The following is a 16365-nucleotide window of genomic DNA, read 5'->3' as shown; positions in this document are numbered from 1 at the left end:
GGGCCGGGGCATTTCCCGCGGCCCGGCGGCGCCGGTCCATGGCACCGGATTCAGCGGCCTCGCAGGCCCCGGTCGACGGCGGTGATCAGCTCCCCGTCCGCGGTGTCCGCGTCCAGCGACCAGAACATCGCCCCGCCCAGGCCGTGTTCACGGATGTACGCCGACTTCGTACGCAGCACCTGCGGATCGTCGTATGTCCACAGGGTGGTGCCGTCGAACAGCCAGGCGTGCCCGCCGCGCCGGTCCCGGTGGACCTGGTAGGTGCCGCCCTCGGCCAGCTTCTTCAGCGCCTTGTAGTCCTCGTACCCCGCCGCCCAGGTGGCCGGGGCCGGTCCGGTCGCGGGCTGCCCCATACCGTCCCCGCCGCCGCTCACACCGGTCCAGCCCTGCCCGTAGAACGGCATGCCCATCACCAGCTTGTGCGCGGGCGCCCCGCGCCGCAGCCAGGCGTCCACGGTGCCGTCCACGCTGAAGTCGCCGCGCGCGTACAGGGCGGACTGCTGGGCGGTGGTCTTCTCACCCGACACATGGAAGTCGTAGCCCTGGAGGGTGACGAAATCGAGGTCCCGCATGATCCGGCGGACCTCGAAGCCGGCATCGATCTTCGCGGGAGCGGTCGGCACAAAGGCCGACAGCTCGTACCGCCGCTGCTGGGTGCGCCCGTACGCATCCAGCTGGCTGCGGAACTCGCCGACCAGGGCAGTGAAGTTGCGCTTGTCCTCCGGGCGGAACTTCGTGTCGGTGTCGCCCTCGGAGCCGGGCCACTCCCAGTCGAGGTCGATGCCGTCGAAGATGCCGGCCGCCGAGCCGGGGCCGCCGCGGCTGCCGTCCTGCGGCAGGTTCCCCTTGAGGTAGAGGTCGATGCAGGAGGCGACGAAGGCCTTGCGGGAGGCGGGGGTGAGGGCGGCGTCCGAGAAGTGGGTGGACCAGCTCCAGCCGCCCAGCGAGATCAGCACCTTGAGGTGCGGGTACTTGGCCTTGAGCTCGCGCAGCTGGTTGAAGTTGCCTGCGACCGGCTGCTGCCAGTCGTCGGCGACCCCGTCGACCGAGTCGGACGCAGCCAGCGGCCGGACGTAGTCGGCCCAGGCGTCGGCCTCGCCCGGCACGTTCCCGGTGAAGCACTTGCCGTCCGGACTGACGTTGCCGAAGGCGTAGTTGATGTGCGTGAGCTTGGCGGCGGTGCCGCTGGTGTCGAGGTCCTGCACCTGGAAGTCGCGTCCGTAGACGCCCCACTGGGTGAAGTAGCCGACGCGCTTGAGGGAACGGCCGTGGCCGGTCCGGGCATCGGCATCGGCGCTGGCCGCGGGCGCGAAGGCGGCCAGCAGGGAGAGGGAACAGGCGGCGACGGCCAGCCTGCCGAGCATGCTGCGGCGCATGGGCTTCCTTTGCTGAGGATGCGGGGAGTATGCGTCGTGCGTCGTGCGGGCGTTGCAAGGTCCACGCCGGAAACTATTGGTCTGGACCAGCTGGGTCAAGAGGGGTGCCGGAGAGTGACACGAACGGCGAACTGTGGTGGGTATCACACCTGTTGCCGGTGGTCCGCACCGGACCGGCAGCGGCCCGCGCCGCCCGCCTCGCGCCCGCCCCCGCACCCGGCTTGCACCCGGCCCGATGGACGAAATCCGGGTGGGCCGCCGCTCGGGCACGGGATAGCGTGTGGATCATCCACACGTGAGGAGCGGAACGTCCCCATGCGCTATCTCCCCCTCGGCCACTCTGGTCTTCAGGTGTCCGCCGTCGGCCTCGGCTGCAACAACTTCGGCCGCACCCTCGACGCCGCCGCCACCCGCGCGGTCGTCGACGCGGCCCTCGACTCGGGCATCACCCTGCTCGACACCGCCGACATCTACGGGTCCCCCCGCGGCGCCTCCGAGAGCCACCTCGGCCAGGCCCTCAAGGGCCGCCGCGACCAGGTCGTGCTCGCCACCAAGTTCGGCTACGACGGCGTCGACATGGGGTACGGCCCGGCCGTCGGCTCCCGCGGCGGCCGGCGCTACATCCGCCGCTCCGTCGAGGAGTCCCTGCGCCGTCTGGGCACCGACCACATCGACCTGTACCAGCTGCACAGCCCCGACCCGGCCACTCCGCTCGCCGAAACCCTGGGCGCGCTCACCGAACTCGTCACCGAGGGCAAGGTCCGCTACCTCGGCCACTCCAACTTCAGCGGCTGGCAGCTCGCCGAAGCCGCACACCTGGCCCGCGCGACCGGCGCCGCCCCCTTCATCTCGGCGCAGAACGAGTGGTCGCTGCTGGAGCGCACCGCCGAGCGGGAACTCGTACCCGCCGCCCGCCACTACGGCGTCGGCGTGCTGCCGTACTACCCGCTCGCCAACGGCCTGCTCACCGGCAAGATCCGCCGCGGCGCGGCCGTGCCGGCCGGCTCCCGGCTGGTCGGCGAGGACGACTACCTCACCGAGCAGAAGCTCGACGTGGTCGAGGCCCTGGCCGGTCTCGGCGAGAAGTACGGCCGCAGCGTGCTGGAGCTGTCCATCGGCTGGCTCTCCGCCCAGCCCGGCTGCGCCTCGGTGATCGCCGGCGCCACCTCCGCCGAGCAGATCCGCGCCAACGCGGCCGTCGCCGACCGCCCCCTGGACGCCGAACTCCTCGCCGCGGTCGACGCGATCGCCGAGGCGGCGGGCTTCGGGCCGGGCCAGGGCGACGCCTGACGGCGCTGCGCGCCGAACCATCCACCCGCCGGCTTTGCCGGCTCCGCCGCGGCGCCCCGGACACGTTCCCGGGGCGCCACGGCGGCCGGCCACCCGCACCGACCCGCACCGAGCATCAGGAGGTGCCGTGAACCGCAGACGGCAGAAGAAGCTGTCGCGACGGCTCGTCACCGCGGCCCGGCTCGGCCGGACCGCCGAGGCCGGAGCCCTGCTGCGGGCCGGCGCCCCGGCCGGGACGCCCGATCCCGACGGCACCACCCCGCTCTACGCGGCAGCCGTGCACGGAGCCGAGGACATCGTCCGCCGCCTGCTGGAGGCCGGAGCCCACCCGGACGCCGAAAGCGGTCACGGCGACGAGGGCACCCCCCTGTGCGCGGCGGCCTGCTGGGGCCACACCGGAGCCGTACGCGCCCTGCTCGCCCACGGCGCCGACCCCAACCTCCGCGAGGACCACGGCACCGGCCACACCCCGCTGTACTGGGCGCTCCGGGGACCCCACCCGGAAACCGCCGAGGCCCTGCGCGCCGCCGGCGCCTCGCACTGAACGGGCGCCGCGGTTGCGGGCGCACGTTTTGACACCGCCCGGGCCCCGGCGTTGACTGGACAGGAGGCGGCACATTCCAGGGGTGTCCGGCGGGTGTCCGGCAGGCGGCCGATTCCCCGGAGAGGTTGTGGCCATGTATCGCAGCCGTCCGAAGACGACGCTGTCTGCGCGCCTCATCGCCGGGCTGGTGCTGTCACCGGCCCTTGCGCTGTGGGGCTGGACCGCCGGGACCGCCAGTGCGACCGCCCCGGCCGTTCCGGCGATCGGCGAGGTGTGCCTGACCAACGACGATCCGTACTGGAACGGCTGCCGCGCGGGAGTGAACGCGGGGTGGGCTGTGGGTGGTAAGTGCCAGCCGAAACCTCCGCAGTCCTACGGCGATCCGTGGAACAGGTACCGGCACGGATACGTCGACGGCTTCAACTCGGCCTACGAGGAGGCGCGCAAGGACGCCAAGTGCGCGCCGACGACCCAGCCCACCGACCGCGTCCCGCCCGTGCCGCGGCCCCCGGCGCCCCAGCCGACCGACCGCGTCCCGCCCGTGCCACAGAGGCCCCCGGCGCCCCCGCCGCCGGCCGAGCCGAGGGTGAACCCCGAGAAGGAGAAGCAGCGCGCGGAGGCGGAGAAGGACTGTTCCGCGGTCATCCCCTACACGACGAAGCCCGAGGACCGGGCACGGATCATGCAGGGGTGCATGGCGGACAAGGGCTTCGACGACTACACCGGTCCCGCGCCCGCCAAGCCCGATGACGCGCAGAAGCGGGCCAAGGCCGTGACCGACTGCTCCGCCGCCATCCCGTACACGACGAAGCCCGAGGACCGGGCGCGGATCATGCAGAAGTGCATGGCAGACAAGGGCTATGACGACTACACCGAACCCGGCGCGCCCGTCCCGCCGCCCGCGGACACGACGCCCGATGAGCCCGGCACGCCGCCCGAAGAGCCCGTCACACCGTCCGATCCCCAGTAGCCGAACCCGGACGTAGTCGAACCCGGACGCGAATTCGGCCTCTAGGACACGATGTCCTTGCGGGCGAACCCCCGGAACGCGAGGGCGAACAGCACCAGCGCGTACGAGACCGACACCGCCGTACCCTTCACCATGCCGCCCCACTCCAACTGCGGCTGCAGCGCGTCCGCCCAGGCGAACTGCCAGTGGGCCGGCAGGAACTCCCGCCAGTCGCCGAGCGCGGTCACCGCATCCAGCACATTGCCCACGATGGTCAGGCCGACCGCCCCGCCGACCGCCCCCAGCGGGGCGTCCGTCCTGGTCGACAGCCAGAACGCCAGCCCGGCCGTCACCAGTTGCGACACGAAGACGAAGGCCACCACCAGCGCCAGCCGCGGCAGGATGTCCCCGGTCGGCAGCGCCCCGCCGGTCGGCAGTTGCAGCGGACCCCAGCCGTACGCGACCGTGCCCACCGCCAGGGCCACCACCGGCAGCAGCACCATCGCCGCCAGGCTGAACCCCAGCGCCACCACCAGCTTGCTCCACAGCAGCCGGGCCCGGGGGACCGGCGAGGCCAGCAGGTAGCGCAGCGAGGACCAGCTGGCCTCGGAGGCCACCGTGTCCCCGCAGAACAGCGCCACCGGCACCACCAGCAGGAAGCCCGCCGAGACGAACAGGCTGGTCGCGGCGAAGTTGGCGGCCGAGGCGGTGGCCGTGTCGATCAGGGTGATCCGGCCGTTCCCGTTCCGGTCGTCCTCCGGGCCGCCGCCCACCGCGAACGCGATCAGCAGGATGAAGGGGAGCGCGGCCAGCACCCCGCCCATCACCAGCGTCCGGCGGCGCCGCCACTGCCGCAGCGCCTCCACCCGCAGCGGCAGCGTCCGGCCCGCCGCATACCCCGGTGCCGTCTCGGCCCCCGCCGCCCCCTTCGGTGCCGGGGGAGTCTCCACCGTGCTCATGCCGCACCTCCGATCAGGGTGAGGAACGCGTCCTCGAGTCTCCGGTGCGGGCCCACCGCGGCCACCGGCACCTCCAGCCGGACGAGTTCGGCGACCAGCTCGCTCGCGCTCGCGCCCTCCAGCCGTACCAGCAGCCCGAGTCCGTCCTCGGACCTGACCACCGATCCCACTCCCTCCAGCGCGGCCACCTTCTCGACGACCACATCCGCCACCCGTTCCGCCGGCGTCACCAGCAGGGTGTCGCCGCCCCCGGTGATCTCGGCCACCGGGCCGGCCTGCACCAGCCGGCCGCGGTCCATGACCACCAGGTGCGTACAGGACTGCTCGACCTCCGACAGCAGATGGCTGGACACGATCACCGTCCGGCCGCCGGCCGCGTACCGGATCATCACGTCCCGCATCTCCCGGATCTGCGGCGGGTCCAGACCGTTCGTCGGCTCGTCGAGGATCAGCAGGTCCGGCAGTCCCAGCATCGCCTGCGCGATGGCCAGCCGCTGCCGCATGCCCTGGGAGTACGTCCGTACCGCCCGCTCCAGCGCATCGCCGAGCCCGGCGATCTCCAGGGCCTCGTCCATGTGCGAGTCCGCGGCCGGCCGGCCGGTCGCCCGCCAGTACAGCTCGAGGTTGGCCCGCCCCGACAGGTGCGGCAGGAATCCCGCGCCCTCCACGAACGCGCCGACCCGCGACAGCACCGGCGATCCGGCGCGCACCGGGTGCCCGAACACCCGGATCTCCCCGGCATCGGGCGCGATCAGCCCCATCAGCATGCGCAGGGTGGTCGTCTTGCCCGCCCCGTTCGGGCCAAGCAGCCCCAGCACCTGCCCCTGCTCCACCCGGAACGACAGGTCCCGCACCGCGTAGCGGTCCTTGGCCTTCTTGTACCGCTTCGTCAGCCCGGTGATCTCCAGTGGTACGTCGCCTCCTGCGGGCACCGGGTCCGGCGCGGGCCGCCCGGCCGCGGCCGGAGCCCCGCCGGGCCGTGCCCGCCGCCGCACCGTCAGCAGGACGACGGCCAGCACCACCGCACCCGCCGGCAGCCACCAGGTCCAGGCGGGCAGCGCGGCGGCCGAGGTCCGGACCCCGTCAGCCACCGGGACGGACAGCGGACCGAGCACCTCCACCGAGTAGCGGGCCGGGGCCGCCGGCGTGGCATAGCCGAGGTCGGTGGCGGACAGCACCAGGCGCAGCCGGTGTCCCGCCTCCACCGCATGGTCGACGGCCGGCAGCCGTAGCTCGACCTCCGTGCCGTTCTGCGCGTTCTCCACCCGGACCGGGGCCACCAGCTGACTGGGCAGCAGCTGCTGCCCGCCGGGCCCCACGTCGTACACCTTGCCGAACAGCACCGCCGAGCCGTCCGCCGCCGTCGACTTCACCCGCAGCCGCACGACCGGCGTTCCGGTGATGCGGAGTTCGCCGTCCAGCGGCGCGGAGTCGAAGCGGGCGTACTGGCCGGGGAAGTCAAGGGACAGGCCGGTGCCGAAGGCACCGAGCTGTGCGCCGATGCCCGGCAGCGAGGACAGCGAGGGCGGGGCTCCGCCGGCCGGGTTGGTGAAGCTCTGCTCACGGCCGGCCAGGGGGACCGTGCGGGGCCTGGAACCCAGCCCGGGGTAGCGGTCGCCGGCGGCCTGGCGGATCTGGACCTCGCCGTTGGTGGTGTCGATCCCGCCGGTCCGGGTGATCTGGAAGGCGGGCCCGGTGTCCACCGAGGTGTCGCCCTTGAGGTGGCGGTCGAACCAGGCGGTCACCCGGTCCTCGATACGGCCGGTCTCGCGCATGCCGCCGTCATGGCCGCCGGCCGCCCAGTCGACGGCGACCGGAGCCCCGTTCGCGGCGATGGCCCGGGCCATGGCATCGGACTGGTCCAGCGGGAACAGCGAGTCGGCCTGGCCCTGCACGATCAGCGTCGGCACCTTGATCCGGTCGCCGACCGCCGAGGGGCTGCGGGACTCCAGGAGCCGGCGCGCCTCCTCGTCGGGCTTCCCGGCCACCGCGACCCGCTCGTACATCGCGCACAGCTCCGGCTGGAACCGGCCGCAGACGGGGCCCGCGGCCGGGGCGGGGGCCGGGGCCGCGGTGCCGGCGGCGGGCGGGCCGGCGAGCTGGACCCCGCCGGCCGCCCCGGTGGTGAAGAACACCCCGGCCCACAGCTTCTTGAACACGCCCTGGGGGAAGAGGGAGTCCGCGAGGTTCCAGTAGGTGATCTGCGGGGCGATCGCGTCCACCCGGCGGTCGTGGCCGGCGGCCAGCAGCGAGACGGCCCCGCCGTAGGAGGCGCCGGCGATGCCCACCCGGGGGTCCCCGTCGGCGTCCAGGCGCACCTCGGGGCGCTTGGCCAGCCAGTCGATCAGCCCGGACACATCCTTGACCTCGAAGGCGGGGTCGTTCAGGCCGATCTTTCCGCCGGAGCCGCCGAAACCGCGCGCCGACCAGGCCAGCACGGCGTACCCGTCCCGGGCCAGCCGTTCCGCCTGCGCCCGCACATCGTCCTTCGATCCTCCGAAGCCGTGGCCGAGCAGCACGGCCGGCCGCCGAGCCCCTGTCGGGGCGACGTAGTACGAGGTGTCGATGCCCGTACCGGCCATGTCCAGCACCTGGTCCGTGCGGTGCACGGCGGGCGCGTCTTCGGAGGCGGCGACGGTCCAGGCACCGGCACCCGCGAGGACGGCGAGCGCGGCGGCACCCGCGAGCGCGCGGTGCCGGCGGCGCCGCGGCAATCGGAGTTTCATACCGGAACCCTAAGCTGGCGGCCCTCCCACCCCGAGCAACCGCAGGCGGAACTCAGCACCTTCTCAAGGAGTACGCTCCGTCGGCCGTGTACCGCAGCTGCGGTATGCGGCCCGTCGGTGCGCGGCCCCTCGATACGCGGTCTGCGTTCGGTTCGCGCCCGGTTCGCGCCCGACCTGCGCCCGCCCGGAGTCGGCGGGACGATGGCGGCATGCTGCTGGCCGAGGTCGCCCGCGTGTCCCGGGAGGTCGCCGAAACCTCCGCCCGGTCGCGCAAGGTCGCCCTCCTCGCGGAACTCTTCGCCGCGGCCCCCGCCGAGGAGGCCGGCCTGGTCATCTCCTACCTCGCCGGCCGGCTCCCGCAGGGCCGCCCCGGCGTCGGCTGGCGTGTCCTGAGCCGGGACACCGAGCCCGCCGGCCGGCCCGCCCTCACCGTGGCCGAGGTGGACGCGGCCGTCACCTCCCTCACCGAAGTGGCGGGCACCGGCGCCCAGGCCGAGCGGCAGCGCATCGTCGACGGACTGCTGGGCGCGGCCACCGGGCCCGAGCAGCGCTTTCTGCGCAGCCTGCTCGCCGGGGAGGTGCGGCAGGGCGCGCTCGACGCGGTCGCCCTGGAGGCGGTGGCGGTGGCCGCCGGGGTGCCGGCCGCCGGAGTGCGCCGCGCGGTGATGCTCGACGGGTCGCTGCCGCGGGTGGCGGGGGCGGTGCTTGCCCGCGGCGCGCCTGCCCTGGACTCCTTCACGCTCCGGGTCGGGCGGCCGGTACAGCCGATGCTCGCGAGCACCGCCGCCTCGGTGGCGGAGGCGATGGCGGCCCTGGGGCCGTGCAGTGTGGAGGAGAAGCTGGACGGCATCCGGGTGCAGGTGCACCGGGACGGGGACACCGTCCGTGTCTACACCCGGTCCCTGGACGAGATCACCGGACGGCTGCCGGAGGTGGCGGAGCTGGCCCGGGAGCTGCCCGGGGCCTGCTTCATCCTCGACGGGGAGGTGATCGCGCTCGACGGGGGCGGCCGGCCGGTGCCGTTCCAGGAGGTGGCGAGCCGGGTCGGCGCGCGCCTGGACGTGGCGGCGGCCCGGGCCGCCCGGCCCGTCACCGCGTTCTTCTTCGACGTCCTGGCCACCGAGGACCGGGTGCTGCTCGACCTGCCGTTGCGCGAGCGGTACGCGGCCCTCGCCCGGCTGGTGCCGCCCTCGGCCCGGGTACGGCGGCTGGCGGCCGAGGACCCGGTGGCGCAGCGGCAGGCCGCCGAGGAGTTCCGGGACGAGACCCTGCGGCGCGGCCACGAGGGGGTCATGCTGAAGTCCCTGGACTCGGTGTACGCGGCGGGGCGGCGCGGCAAGCTCTGGCTGAAGGTGAAGCCGGTGCACACCCTGGACCTGGTGGTGCTGGCCGCGGAATGGGGCCACGGCCGGCGCACCGGGCTGCTGTCCAACCTGCACCTGGGGGCCCGGGCGGCCGACGGGACGTACGTCATGCTGGGCAAGACGTTCAAGGGGCTGACGGACGAGATGCTGCGCTGGCAGACCGGCCGGCTGCGCGAGCTGGCCACCGGGGACGACGGTTTCACCGTGCGGGTGCGCCCCGAGCTGGTGGTGGAGATCGCCTACGACGGGGTGCAGCGCTCCCCGCGCTACCCGGCCGGGATCACCCTGCGGTTCGCCCGGGTGGTCCGGCACCGTCCGGACAAGCGGCCCGGCGAGGCGGACACGGTGGAGACGGTGCTCGCCGGCCGGTCCGGACCCGTCGACTGAGGTTTTTGCCTCGGAGGCAAGGAGAATTGCCAACCGGGCAAGGCTCTGGCTCAATCGGAGCATGAGCACCGACCGTGGGCCCGAAGAGCTGCCCAGCGTCGCCCCGCAGCTGCGGGAACTGCGCCGCCGGACCGGACTGACCCTGGAGGCCGCCGCCGCCCGGGCCAGGCTCTCCCCGGCCCATCTGTCCCGGCTGGAGACCGGGCAGCGCCAGCCCTCGCTGCCGCTGCTGCTCGGACTGGCCCGTACCTACGGCACGACCGTCTCGGAACTGCTCGGCGAGACGGCGGGCCCGCCCGACCCCATCGTACGGGCCGGGGGCCCGGGGGCCCGCGAGGCGGACGGCTGGACGTACTGGCAGGCCGGCGGCTCCGGCCGGGGCATGCAGGCCCTGCGCGTGCACGTTCCGCACGGCCGCAGCCAGGGCGAGCTGGTCCGCGTCCACCCGGGCGAGGAATGGCTGTACGTGCTCGGCGGGCGGCTGCGGCTGCACCTGGGGGAGACCGAGTACCTGATGGACCCCGGCGACAGCGCGCACTTCGACTCGCTGACCCCGCACCGGATCGCCGCCGCCTCCGCCGGAGGCGCCGACCTGCTGTTCATCCACACCCTGCTGCAGAGCAGCCTCGCCGGACTCTGCCTCGGCGGCACCGGCACCGGCGCCGCCGGCGGCAGCACCCACCCCTGACCAAGGAGCCTGCCATGCCCCCGCAGATCGAGTCGAAGTTCCCGCGCGGTCTGGTGATCCGCCTGATCGCCTATCTCTTCGTCGGCCACCTCTTCGCCTTCTTCGTCTACCTGCTCTTCGTCCTGGGCGGCCAGAACCAGTAGCGGCCGATGGCTGTGGGGCTCCTCAGTCCATGCGTTCGACGAGCGCGGCGCGGGAGTCCTCCGGCGGGAACGGCCGCCCGTAGTAGCGGGTGTCCCGCAGGATCCGGCCCTCCTGGTCCAGCTCGAAGACGACCACGGCGTGCCAGATGTCGCCGGCGTAGTCGTTGACCGTCTCCAGCACCCACACCGGGCCCGCGCCGGTCACCCGGCGCACGGTGATCGTCGGCGGCACCGGATAGCCCTCCTGCATCCGCCGCATGGCCTCCCGGCCCCGGATCCGCTCTCCGGACTGCGGCATCTCCATCACGTAGTCCGGGTGGCGCAGCTCGTACTCGGTCGTCGGCGACAGGGCCTCCGGGCCCCCGTCGAACAGCCTGCCCATCGCCGTCCGCATGGCACTCGCATCGTTGCGGGTCACCGCGCGGCGCAGCAGTTCACGGACTTCGGCGATCTCCTCGTCGGACATGCCCACCTCCGCAGGACAGCCCCCTCCCACCGTACGTGCGCCCTCAGCGGCCCGCCTGCGGCGGCGGTTCCGGCGGCCCCGGCCGCTCCGGCCCGGGCCGCCCGGGCTTCGGCCGCCCGGGCTCCGGCGAAGGTCCCTCCGCGCACTCCGGCGAGGGCTCCAGCGGCGGCGCCGTCACCGGGCACTGCACATGGCACTGCGGATGCGCCGCCCCCGGCGCGGGCGTCCGTACGGTGATCCGGGCCACCACCGCGCCCAGCACCAGCAGCCCCGCGCACCAGACCATGGCCTGCCCGAAGGCGGCGTCGAACAGGTCCGCCGAGAGGTAGGACTCCGGGCCCATGCCGACCAGCAGCGGCAGCGCGGCCACCGCCAGCAGCCCGGCCACCCGCGCCGCCGCATTGTTGATCCCGCTGGCCAGCCCCGCCCGTCCCGGATCCACCGAGGCCAGGACGGTCGCGGTGAGCGGCGCCACCAGGGTCGCCAGGCCCAGGCCCAGCACCAGCATCGCGGGCAGCACGTCCGCCGCGTACGAGGCCCCCGGGCCCACCCGCAGGAACAGCAGCATCCCGGCCGCGCACAGCAGCGGTCCCACGGTCAGCGGGATGCGCGGCCCGATCAGGTCCCCGAGCTCGCCCGCCCGGGCCGACAGCAGCAGCATCAGGGCGGTGGTGGGCAGCAGGGCGGCCCCGGCGGCCAGCGCCGAGTACCCGGCGACCACCTGGAGTTGCAGCACCGACAGGAAGAAGAACCCGCCGAGGGCCGCGTACACGCACAGGGTCACCAGGTTGACCGCGGTGAACTGCCGGGAGGCGAAGATCCCGGGCGGCACCATCGGATCCGCCCGCCGCCGTTCCACCAGCACGAACCCCGCGGCGAGCAGCACGCCCGCGCCCGCCGCGAACGGCACCGCGGCAGCCTCGGACGGCGCCTCGATCAGTGCGTACGTCACCAGGGCGAGGGCGCTCGCACCCAGCACCGCGCCCGCCACGTCGAACCGGCCGTGGGCCGACGGATCGCGCGACTCCGGTACGTGCCGCAGTGCGACCGGCACGCAGACCGCGGCCAGCGGCACATTGAGCAGGAACACCCACTGCCAGCCCGGCCCGTCCACCAGCCAGCCCCCGAGGAACGGCCCGATCGCCGCGCCCACCCCGCCCCAGCCGGACCACAGCCCGACCGCCCGCCCGCGGTCGTCCGGATGCAGCGAGGACTGGATCAGCGCGAGCGATCCCGGGGTGAGCAGCGCACCCCCGATGCCCTGGAGCGCCCGGGCCGCGATCAGCACCCCGGCATTCGGGGCCAGTCCGCAGAGCAGCGATCCGACGGCGAACCACACCACCCCCAGGACGAAGATCCGGCGCCGCCCGAACCGGTCGCCGAGTGCTCCGCCGACCAGGATCAGCCCGGCCAGCGTGAGCATGTACGCATTGACCGTCCACTGCAGCACCGCGAGGTCCGCGTGGAGGTCCTGGCCGATCCGGGGGAGGGCCACGTTGACCACGGTCGCGTCGAGCATGGCCATGGTCGAGCCGAGGACGGTGGTGAAGAGGATCCACCGCCCGCGCGGGGTGGCGAGCCGGACATCGGGCGCGGCCATGTCTCCAGGCTGGCGGCCCCGGCGTACGGGCGCGACCGGGGAGGCCCTCTTGTACCGGCGGCGGCACATGACTCACCATGACGCGCACACGTCACGCACGCGTCATGCACATGGTCTGCACCACGCGCCCGCAGCACCCGCACGCCTGCACCACCTGCACGCCTGCACCTGCACGCCCGTACCACTCGCACGCACCACCTGCACGCGACGTACTGACACGCACGAGGAGACCCCACGTGGCCCAACGGAACATACCGTTACGCGCGGCGTTAGCCGCCTTCACCTCGCTCCTGCTGCTCCCCGCCGGAATCGGCGCGGCGGCAGCGGCCCCGCCGCCGGACCCCGCGGCGAGCGCCATCGAGCGGAAGATCGAACCCCAGCTCCGCACTGAGCTCGACAAGACCGACAAAGCGGTCTTCTGGGTCTACCTCGACAGTGCCGCCGACCTGACCGCGGCCGGCAAGCAGAGCACCCGGGCCGGCAAGGCCGGGGCCGTCTACCAGGCCAAGAAATCCCACGCCGACCGCTCCCAGGCCGACCTGCGCAAGGCCCTGGACGGCGCCGGGGCCGAATACACCTCGTACTGGATCGTCAACGCGATCCGCGTGGTCGGCGGCGAGAAGCTCGCCGGCACCCTGGCCCAGCGCCCCGAGGTCGCCCGGATCGACGCCGACGACAAGGTCACCATCCCCAAGCCCGCCGAGGGCAAGCGGGAACCCGCGGCCGACGCCGTCGAATGGAACATCGACCGCATCAACGCCCCCCAGGTGTGGGAGCAGTTCGGCGTCCGCGGCGAGGGCATCGTGGTCGCCAACATCGACAGCGGCGTGGACTACCAGCACCCGGCGCTGGCCGCCTCGTACCGCGGCCGGGCCGCCGACGGCACGTACAGCCACGCCTACAACTGGTTCGACCCGGCCGGCGTCTGCGCCGGCGGCGCCCCCTGCGACAACAACGACCACGGCACCCACACCATGGGCACGATGGTCGGCGACGACGGAGGCGCCAACAAGACCGGCGTCGCCCCCGGCGCCAAGTGGATCGCCGCCAAGGGCTGCGAGACCAACTCCTGCTCCGAGGCCTCCCTGCTCGCCTCCGGCCAGTGGATCGTCGCCCCGACCGACGCGGCCGGCCAGAACCCCCGGCCCGACCTCGCCCCGCACATCGTCAACAACTCCTGGGGCGGCCCGGGCGGTGACGCCTGGTACCGCGAGATCGTCGACACCTGGCGGGCCGCCGGCATCTTCCCGGCCTTCTCCAACGGCAACTCCGGGCCCGGCTGCGCCACCAGCGGCTCGCCCGGCGACTACGCGAGCTCCTACAGCTCCGGCGCCTTCGACATCAACAACGCCATCGCCTCGTTCTCCTCGCGCGGCGCGGCCTCCGGTGGCGGCATCAAGCCGAACATCGCAGCCCCCGGCGTCAACGTGCGCTCCTCCGTGCCCGGCGGCTACGACTCCTTCTCCGGCACCTCGATGGCCTCACCGCACACCGCGGCCACCGTCGCCCTGATGTGGTCCGCCGCCCCCGCCCTCGAAGGCGACGTCGCCGCGACCGAGGCGCTGCTCGACGGCACCGCGGTGGACACCGACAACACCACCTGCGGCGGCAACGCCGCCGACAACAACGTCTTCGGCGAAGGCCGCCTCGACGCCCTCGCGGCCGTCACCTCGGCTCCCCGCGGGGCGCTCGGCGCGCTGGCCGGAACCGTTTCGTCCGGCGGCGCGCCGGTGGCCGGTGCGCAGGTCACCGCCGACGGCCCGATCGACCGTACGACCACCACCGCCGCCGACGGCAGCTACCGCTTCCCGTCCCTCTCGGTCGGTGAGTACGCCCTGACCGCCGGCAAGTTCGGCTACGGGCAGCAGACCGCCACGGCCACCGTCACCGAAGGCGCCACCGCCACCTCGGACTTCACCCTCACCCAGGCCGCCTCGGGCCGGCTCACCGGCACCGTGTCCTCGTCCGCCGGCCCGGCCGCGGGCGCTGCCGTCACCGTCTCCGGCACCCCCGTGACGGCCACCGCCGACGCGCAGGGCCGCTTCGAGGTGACCCTCCCGCACGGCACGTACGACATCCAGGCCGGCCACCCGTCCCGGTGCCTCACCGGCGGCAGCACCCGGGTCACCGTCGCCGGCGACACCACCGCCGCCGTCACCCTCCCGGACCGCACCGACAACTACGGCTACGCCTGCGCCGCCGCCGGCGACCGCCCGTACCAGGCGGGCGACCGGCGGATCGCACTGACCGGCGACAACACCACGGAACGGGTGGACCTGCCGTTCCCGCTCCCGCTGTACGGCAAGACCTACAGCCAGGCCTGGATCAGCACCAACGGCACCGTCAGCTTCGGCGGCGCGCACGGCGGTGACATCAACGGCGACCTGCCCAGCACCACCACGCCCAACGCGGCCCTGTACCCGTTCTGGGACGACCTGATGGTCGGCGCCGCCGACACCGGCTCCGGCGTCTTCACCGCCGTCACCGGCACCGCCCCGCACCGCAGTTACGTGGTCGAATGGCGCGAGGTCGCCCACTGGTCCGCGCAGGGCGACAAGTTCTCCTTCTCGGCCGTGATCGGCGAGGACGGCACCGTCTCCTACCACTACAAGGGCACCGGCGGCACCGGCATCAAGGGCGGCTCCTCGGCCACCCTCGGCGTCGAGAACCCGGCCGGCACCGACGCCTTCAAGTACTCCTTCAACACCCCCGTCGTCACCGACGGCCTGTCGATCGCCTTCCGCACCACCCGCAGCGGCGTGGTCTCGGGCCGGGTCCTCGACGCCAACGACGGCGGCGGGGTGGCCGGCGCGACCGTCACGGTCGGCACCGGCGACACCGCGGTCAGCGCCACCACGGCGGCCGACGGCGGCTATGTCATCCAGTCCCCGTCCGGTGCCCTCACCGCGACCCTGACCGCCCCCTCGTACGAGACCGCGCAGATCCCGGTCGAGGTCAAGGCGGCGGACGTCACGGCCCTCACCCGCTCGCTGCGCACCGGCCGGGTGACCGCTTCCACGGCCGGCGTGGAGCTGGTCGTCACCCCGGACCAGCAGCGCACCCGCACCGTCGACCTCACCAACCCGGGCCTCGGCACGGCGTACCAGGTGAGCGAGGACGCGGCCTGGCTGACGGCGACCCCCGCCTCCGGTGACATCCCGACCGGCGGCAAGGCGTCCGTCACCCTGGCGGTGGACACCACCGGAGTGGCCCCCGGCACGGTCCTGACCACCGGCCTGAAGATCACCTCGGTCAGTGGCCGCAGCCCGGTGCTCACCGTCCCGGTCAAGGTCGTCGTCCCGCGCTACCAGGTCGCCCTGGATGCCGGTGCCGACTACCCCGGCCCGGACGCGCTCGGCGACAGCTGGACCGCCGACCGCAAGTACACCCCCGGCTCGTACGGCTACCAGGGCAACTCCTCCGCCAAGTCCACCGGCCGCACCATCGCCGGCACCGCGGACCAGCGGCTGTTCCGCAACGCCCGTGAAGGCATGTACGAGTACCGCTTCGACAACGTGCCCAACGGCACCTACACGGTGGAACTCGGCTTCGCCGAACTCTCCTCCACCAAGCCGAACAAGCGGGTCTTCGACGTCCTGGCCGAAGGCAGCCAGGTGCTGCCCTCGCTGGACATCTCCCTGGAGGCGGGCACCTACACGGCCGTCAACCGCACCTACACGGTCACCGTCACCGACGGGACCCTGAACATCCGGTTCGTCACCCACTCGGGCTTCGGGAAGCCGCTGCTGAACACGCTGCGGGTCACCGAGCGCCCCGACCGCACCTGACCCCACCCGCATTCGAGTGGCAGGCGGCCCGTTCGCGGGCTGCCTGTCGGCGGCCGGGCGGGCGGGGTGCTTAGCGTGGAGACAC

Annotated in this window: 12 protein-coding genes; 7 read left to right on the top strand and 5 right to left on the bottom strand. The window is 73.7% G+C overall.

All coding sequences use genetic code 11. The features are described 5' to 3' along the window. Positions 1-50 precede the first annotated feature (50 nt). Complete coding sequence (locus DEJ50_RS02140) at positions 51-1376, bottom strand: glycoside hydrolase family 18 protein (protein WP_150205710.1); 1326 nt, start codon at positions 1374-1376, stop codon at positions 51-53. A gap of 315 nt (positions 1377-1691) precedes the next feature. Here DEJ50_RS02140 and DEJ50_RS02135 point away from each other — a divergent pair, with 315 nt between their 5' ends. The 3 genes from DEJ50_RS02135 (at position 1692) to DEJ50_RS02125 (ending at position 4180) form a co-directional block, all read left to right on the top strand. Beyond that, complete coding sequence (locus DEJ50_RS02135) at positions 1692-2666, top strand: aldo/keto reductase (RefSeq protein WP_150205709.1); 975 nt, start codon at positions 1692-1694, stop codon at positions 2664-2666. 127 nt (positions 2667-2793) lie between these two features. Further along, positions 2794-3210: an ankyrin repeat domain-containing protein gene (locus tag DEJ50_RS02130; RefSeq protein WP_150205708.1), complete on the top strand. Its 417-nt coding sequence runs from the start codon at positions 2794-2796 to the stop codon at positions 3208-3210. A 133-nt stretch (positions 3211-3343) separates the two neighbouring features. Continuing rightward, positions 3344-4180, top strand: a complete 837-nt coding sequence (locus DEJ50_RS02125) for a hypothetical protein (RefSeq protein ID WP_150205707.1) — start codon at positions 3344-3346, stop codon at positions 4178-4180. A 41-nt stretch (positions 4181-4221) separates the two neighbouring features. Here DEJ50_RS02125 and DEJ50_RS02120 read toward each other — a convergent pair whose 3' ends face one another. Both DEJ50_RS02120 and DEJ50_RS02115 read right to left on the bottom strand, forming a co-directional pair. Then, entirely contained in the window at positions 4222-5118 is an 897-nt protein-coding gene (locus DEJ50_RS02120) for an ABC transporter permease (RefSeq protein WP_150205706.1), read from the bottom strand. Then, positions 5115-7844, bottom strand: coding sequence for an alpha/beta fold hydrolase (locus DEJ50_RS02115; protein WP_150205705.1), 2730 nt, complete (start codon positions 7842-7844; stop codon positions 5115-5117). Before DEJ50_RS02115 ends, DEJ50_RS02120 begins: the two co-directional genes overlap by 4 nt. 209 nt (positions 7845-8053) lie before the next feature. Here DEJ50_RS02115 and DEJ50_RS02110 point away from each other — a divergent pair, with 209 nt between their 5' ends. From DEJ50_RS02110 to DEJ50_RS02100, 3 genes are all read left to right on the top strand, one after another. Further along, positions 8054-9595: an ATP-dependent DNA ligase gene (locus DEJ50_RS02110; protein WP_150205704.1), complete on the top strand. Its 1542-nt coding sequence runs from the start codon at positions 8054-8056 to the stop codon at positions 9593-9595. A 61-nt stretch (positions 9596-9656) separates the two neighbouring features. After that, positions 9657-10283, top strand: a complete 627-nt coding sequence (locus DEJ50_RS02105) for a helix-turn-helix domain-containing protein (RefSeq protein WP_150205703.1) — start codon at positions 9657-9659, stop codon at positions 10281-10283. 14 nt (positions 10284-10297) lie between these two features. Beyond that, positions 10298-10426 carry a DUF6126 family protein gene (locus DEJ50_RS02100; RefSeq protein ID WP_150205702.1) on the top strand — a complete coding sequence of 43 codons (129 nt, stop codon included), beginning with the start codon at positions 10298-10300 and terminating at the stop codon, positions 10424-10426. A gap of 22 nt (positions 10427-10448) precedes the next feature. Here the strand turns inward: DEJ50_RS02100 and DEJ50_RS02095 are convergent, their stop codons facing one another. Continuing rightward, positions 10449-10892 (bottom strand): hypothetical protein, encoded by a 444-nt coding sequence (locus DEJ50_RS02095; protein ID WP_223837535.1) that lies wholly within the window; start codon positions 10890-10892, stop codon positions 10449-10451. A 43-nt stretch (positions 10893-10935) separates the two neighbouring features. Continuing rightward, complete coding sequence (locus DEJ50_RS02090; protein WP_150205701.1) at positions 10936-12492, bottom strand: MFS transporter; 1557 nt, start codon at positions 12490-12492, stop codon at positions 10936-10938. Positions 12493-12728: 236 nt separating this feature from the next. On the opposite strand from DEJ50_RS02090, the gene DEJ50_RS02085 reads away from it, so the two are divergent. Further along, the gene (locus DEJ50_RS02085) at positions 12729-16280 is read left to right on the top strand and encodes a S8 family serine peptidase (RefSeq protein ID WP_223837534.1); all 3552 of its coding nucleotides are present in this window, start codon (positions 12729-12731) and stop codon (positions 16278-16280) included. Positions 16281-16365: the final 85 nt, after the last annotated feature.

The organism is Streptomyces venezuelae, assembly GCF_008642295.1.
In the GTDB taxonomy this organism is placed as follows: Bacteria; Actinomycetota; Actinomycetes; order Streptomycetales; family Streptomycetaceae; genus Streptomyces; species Streptomyces venezuelae_C.
The sequence above is the reverse complement of the archived record's forward strand: the minus strand, read 5'-3'. Positions and strand labels throughout refer to the sequence as shown.

Coding starts and splice junctions, on each gene's coding strand:
- DEJ50_RS02140 (WP_150205710.1), bottom strand. CDS start 1,376: ATGCGCCGCAGCATGCTCGGCAGGCTGGCCGTCGCCGCCTGTTCCCTC.
- DEJ50_RS02135 (WP_150205709.1), top strand. CDS start 1,692: ATGCGCTATCTCCCCCTCGGCCACTCTGGTCTTCAGGTGTCCGCCGTC.
- DEJ50_RS02125 (WP_150205707.1), top strand. CDS start 3,344: ATGTATCGCAGCCGTCCGAAGACGACGCTGTCTGCGCGCCTCATCGCC.
- DEJ50_RS02120 (WP_150205706.1), bottom strand. CDS start 5,118: ATGAGCACGGTGGAGACTCCCCCGGCACCGAAGGGGGCGGCGGGGGCC.
- DEJ50_RS02115 (WP_150205705.1), bottom strand. CDS start 7,844: ATGAAACTCCGATTGCCGCGGCGCCGCCGGCACCGCGCGCTCGCGGGT.
- DEJ50_RS02110 (WP_150205704.1), top strand. CDS start 8,054: ATGCTGCTGGCCGAGGTCGCCCGCGTGTCCCGGGAGGTCGCCGAAACC.
- DEJ50_RS02105 (WP_150205703.1), top strand. CDS start 9,657: ATGAGCACCGACCGTGGGCCCGAAGAGCTGCCCAGCGTCGCCCCGCAG.
- DEJ50_RS02100 (WP_150205702.1), top strand. CDS start 10,298: ATGCCCCCGCAGATCGAGTCGAAGTTCCCGCGCGGTCTGGTGATCCGC.
- DEJ50_RS02095 (WP_223837535.1), bottom strand. CDS start 10,892: ATGTCCGACGAGGAGATCGCCGAAGTCCGTGAACTGCTGCGCCGCGCG.
- DEJ50_RS02090 (WP_150205701.1), bottom strand. CDS start 12,492: ATGGCCGCGCCCGATGTCCGGCTCGCCACCCCGCGCGGGCGGTGGATC.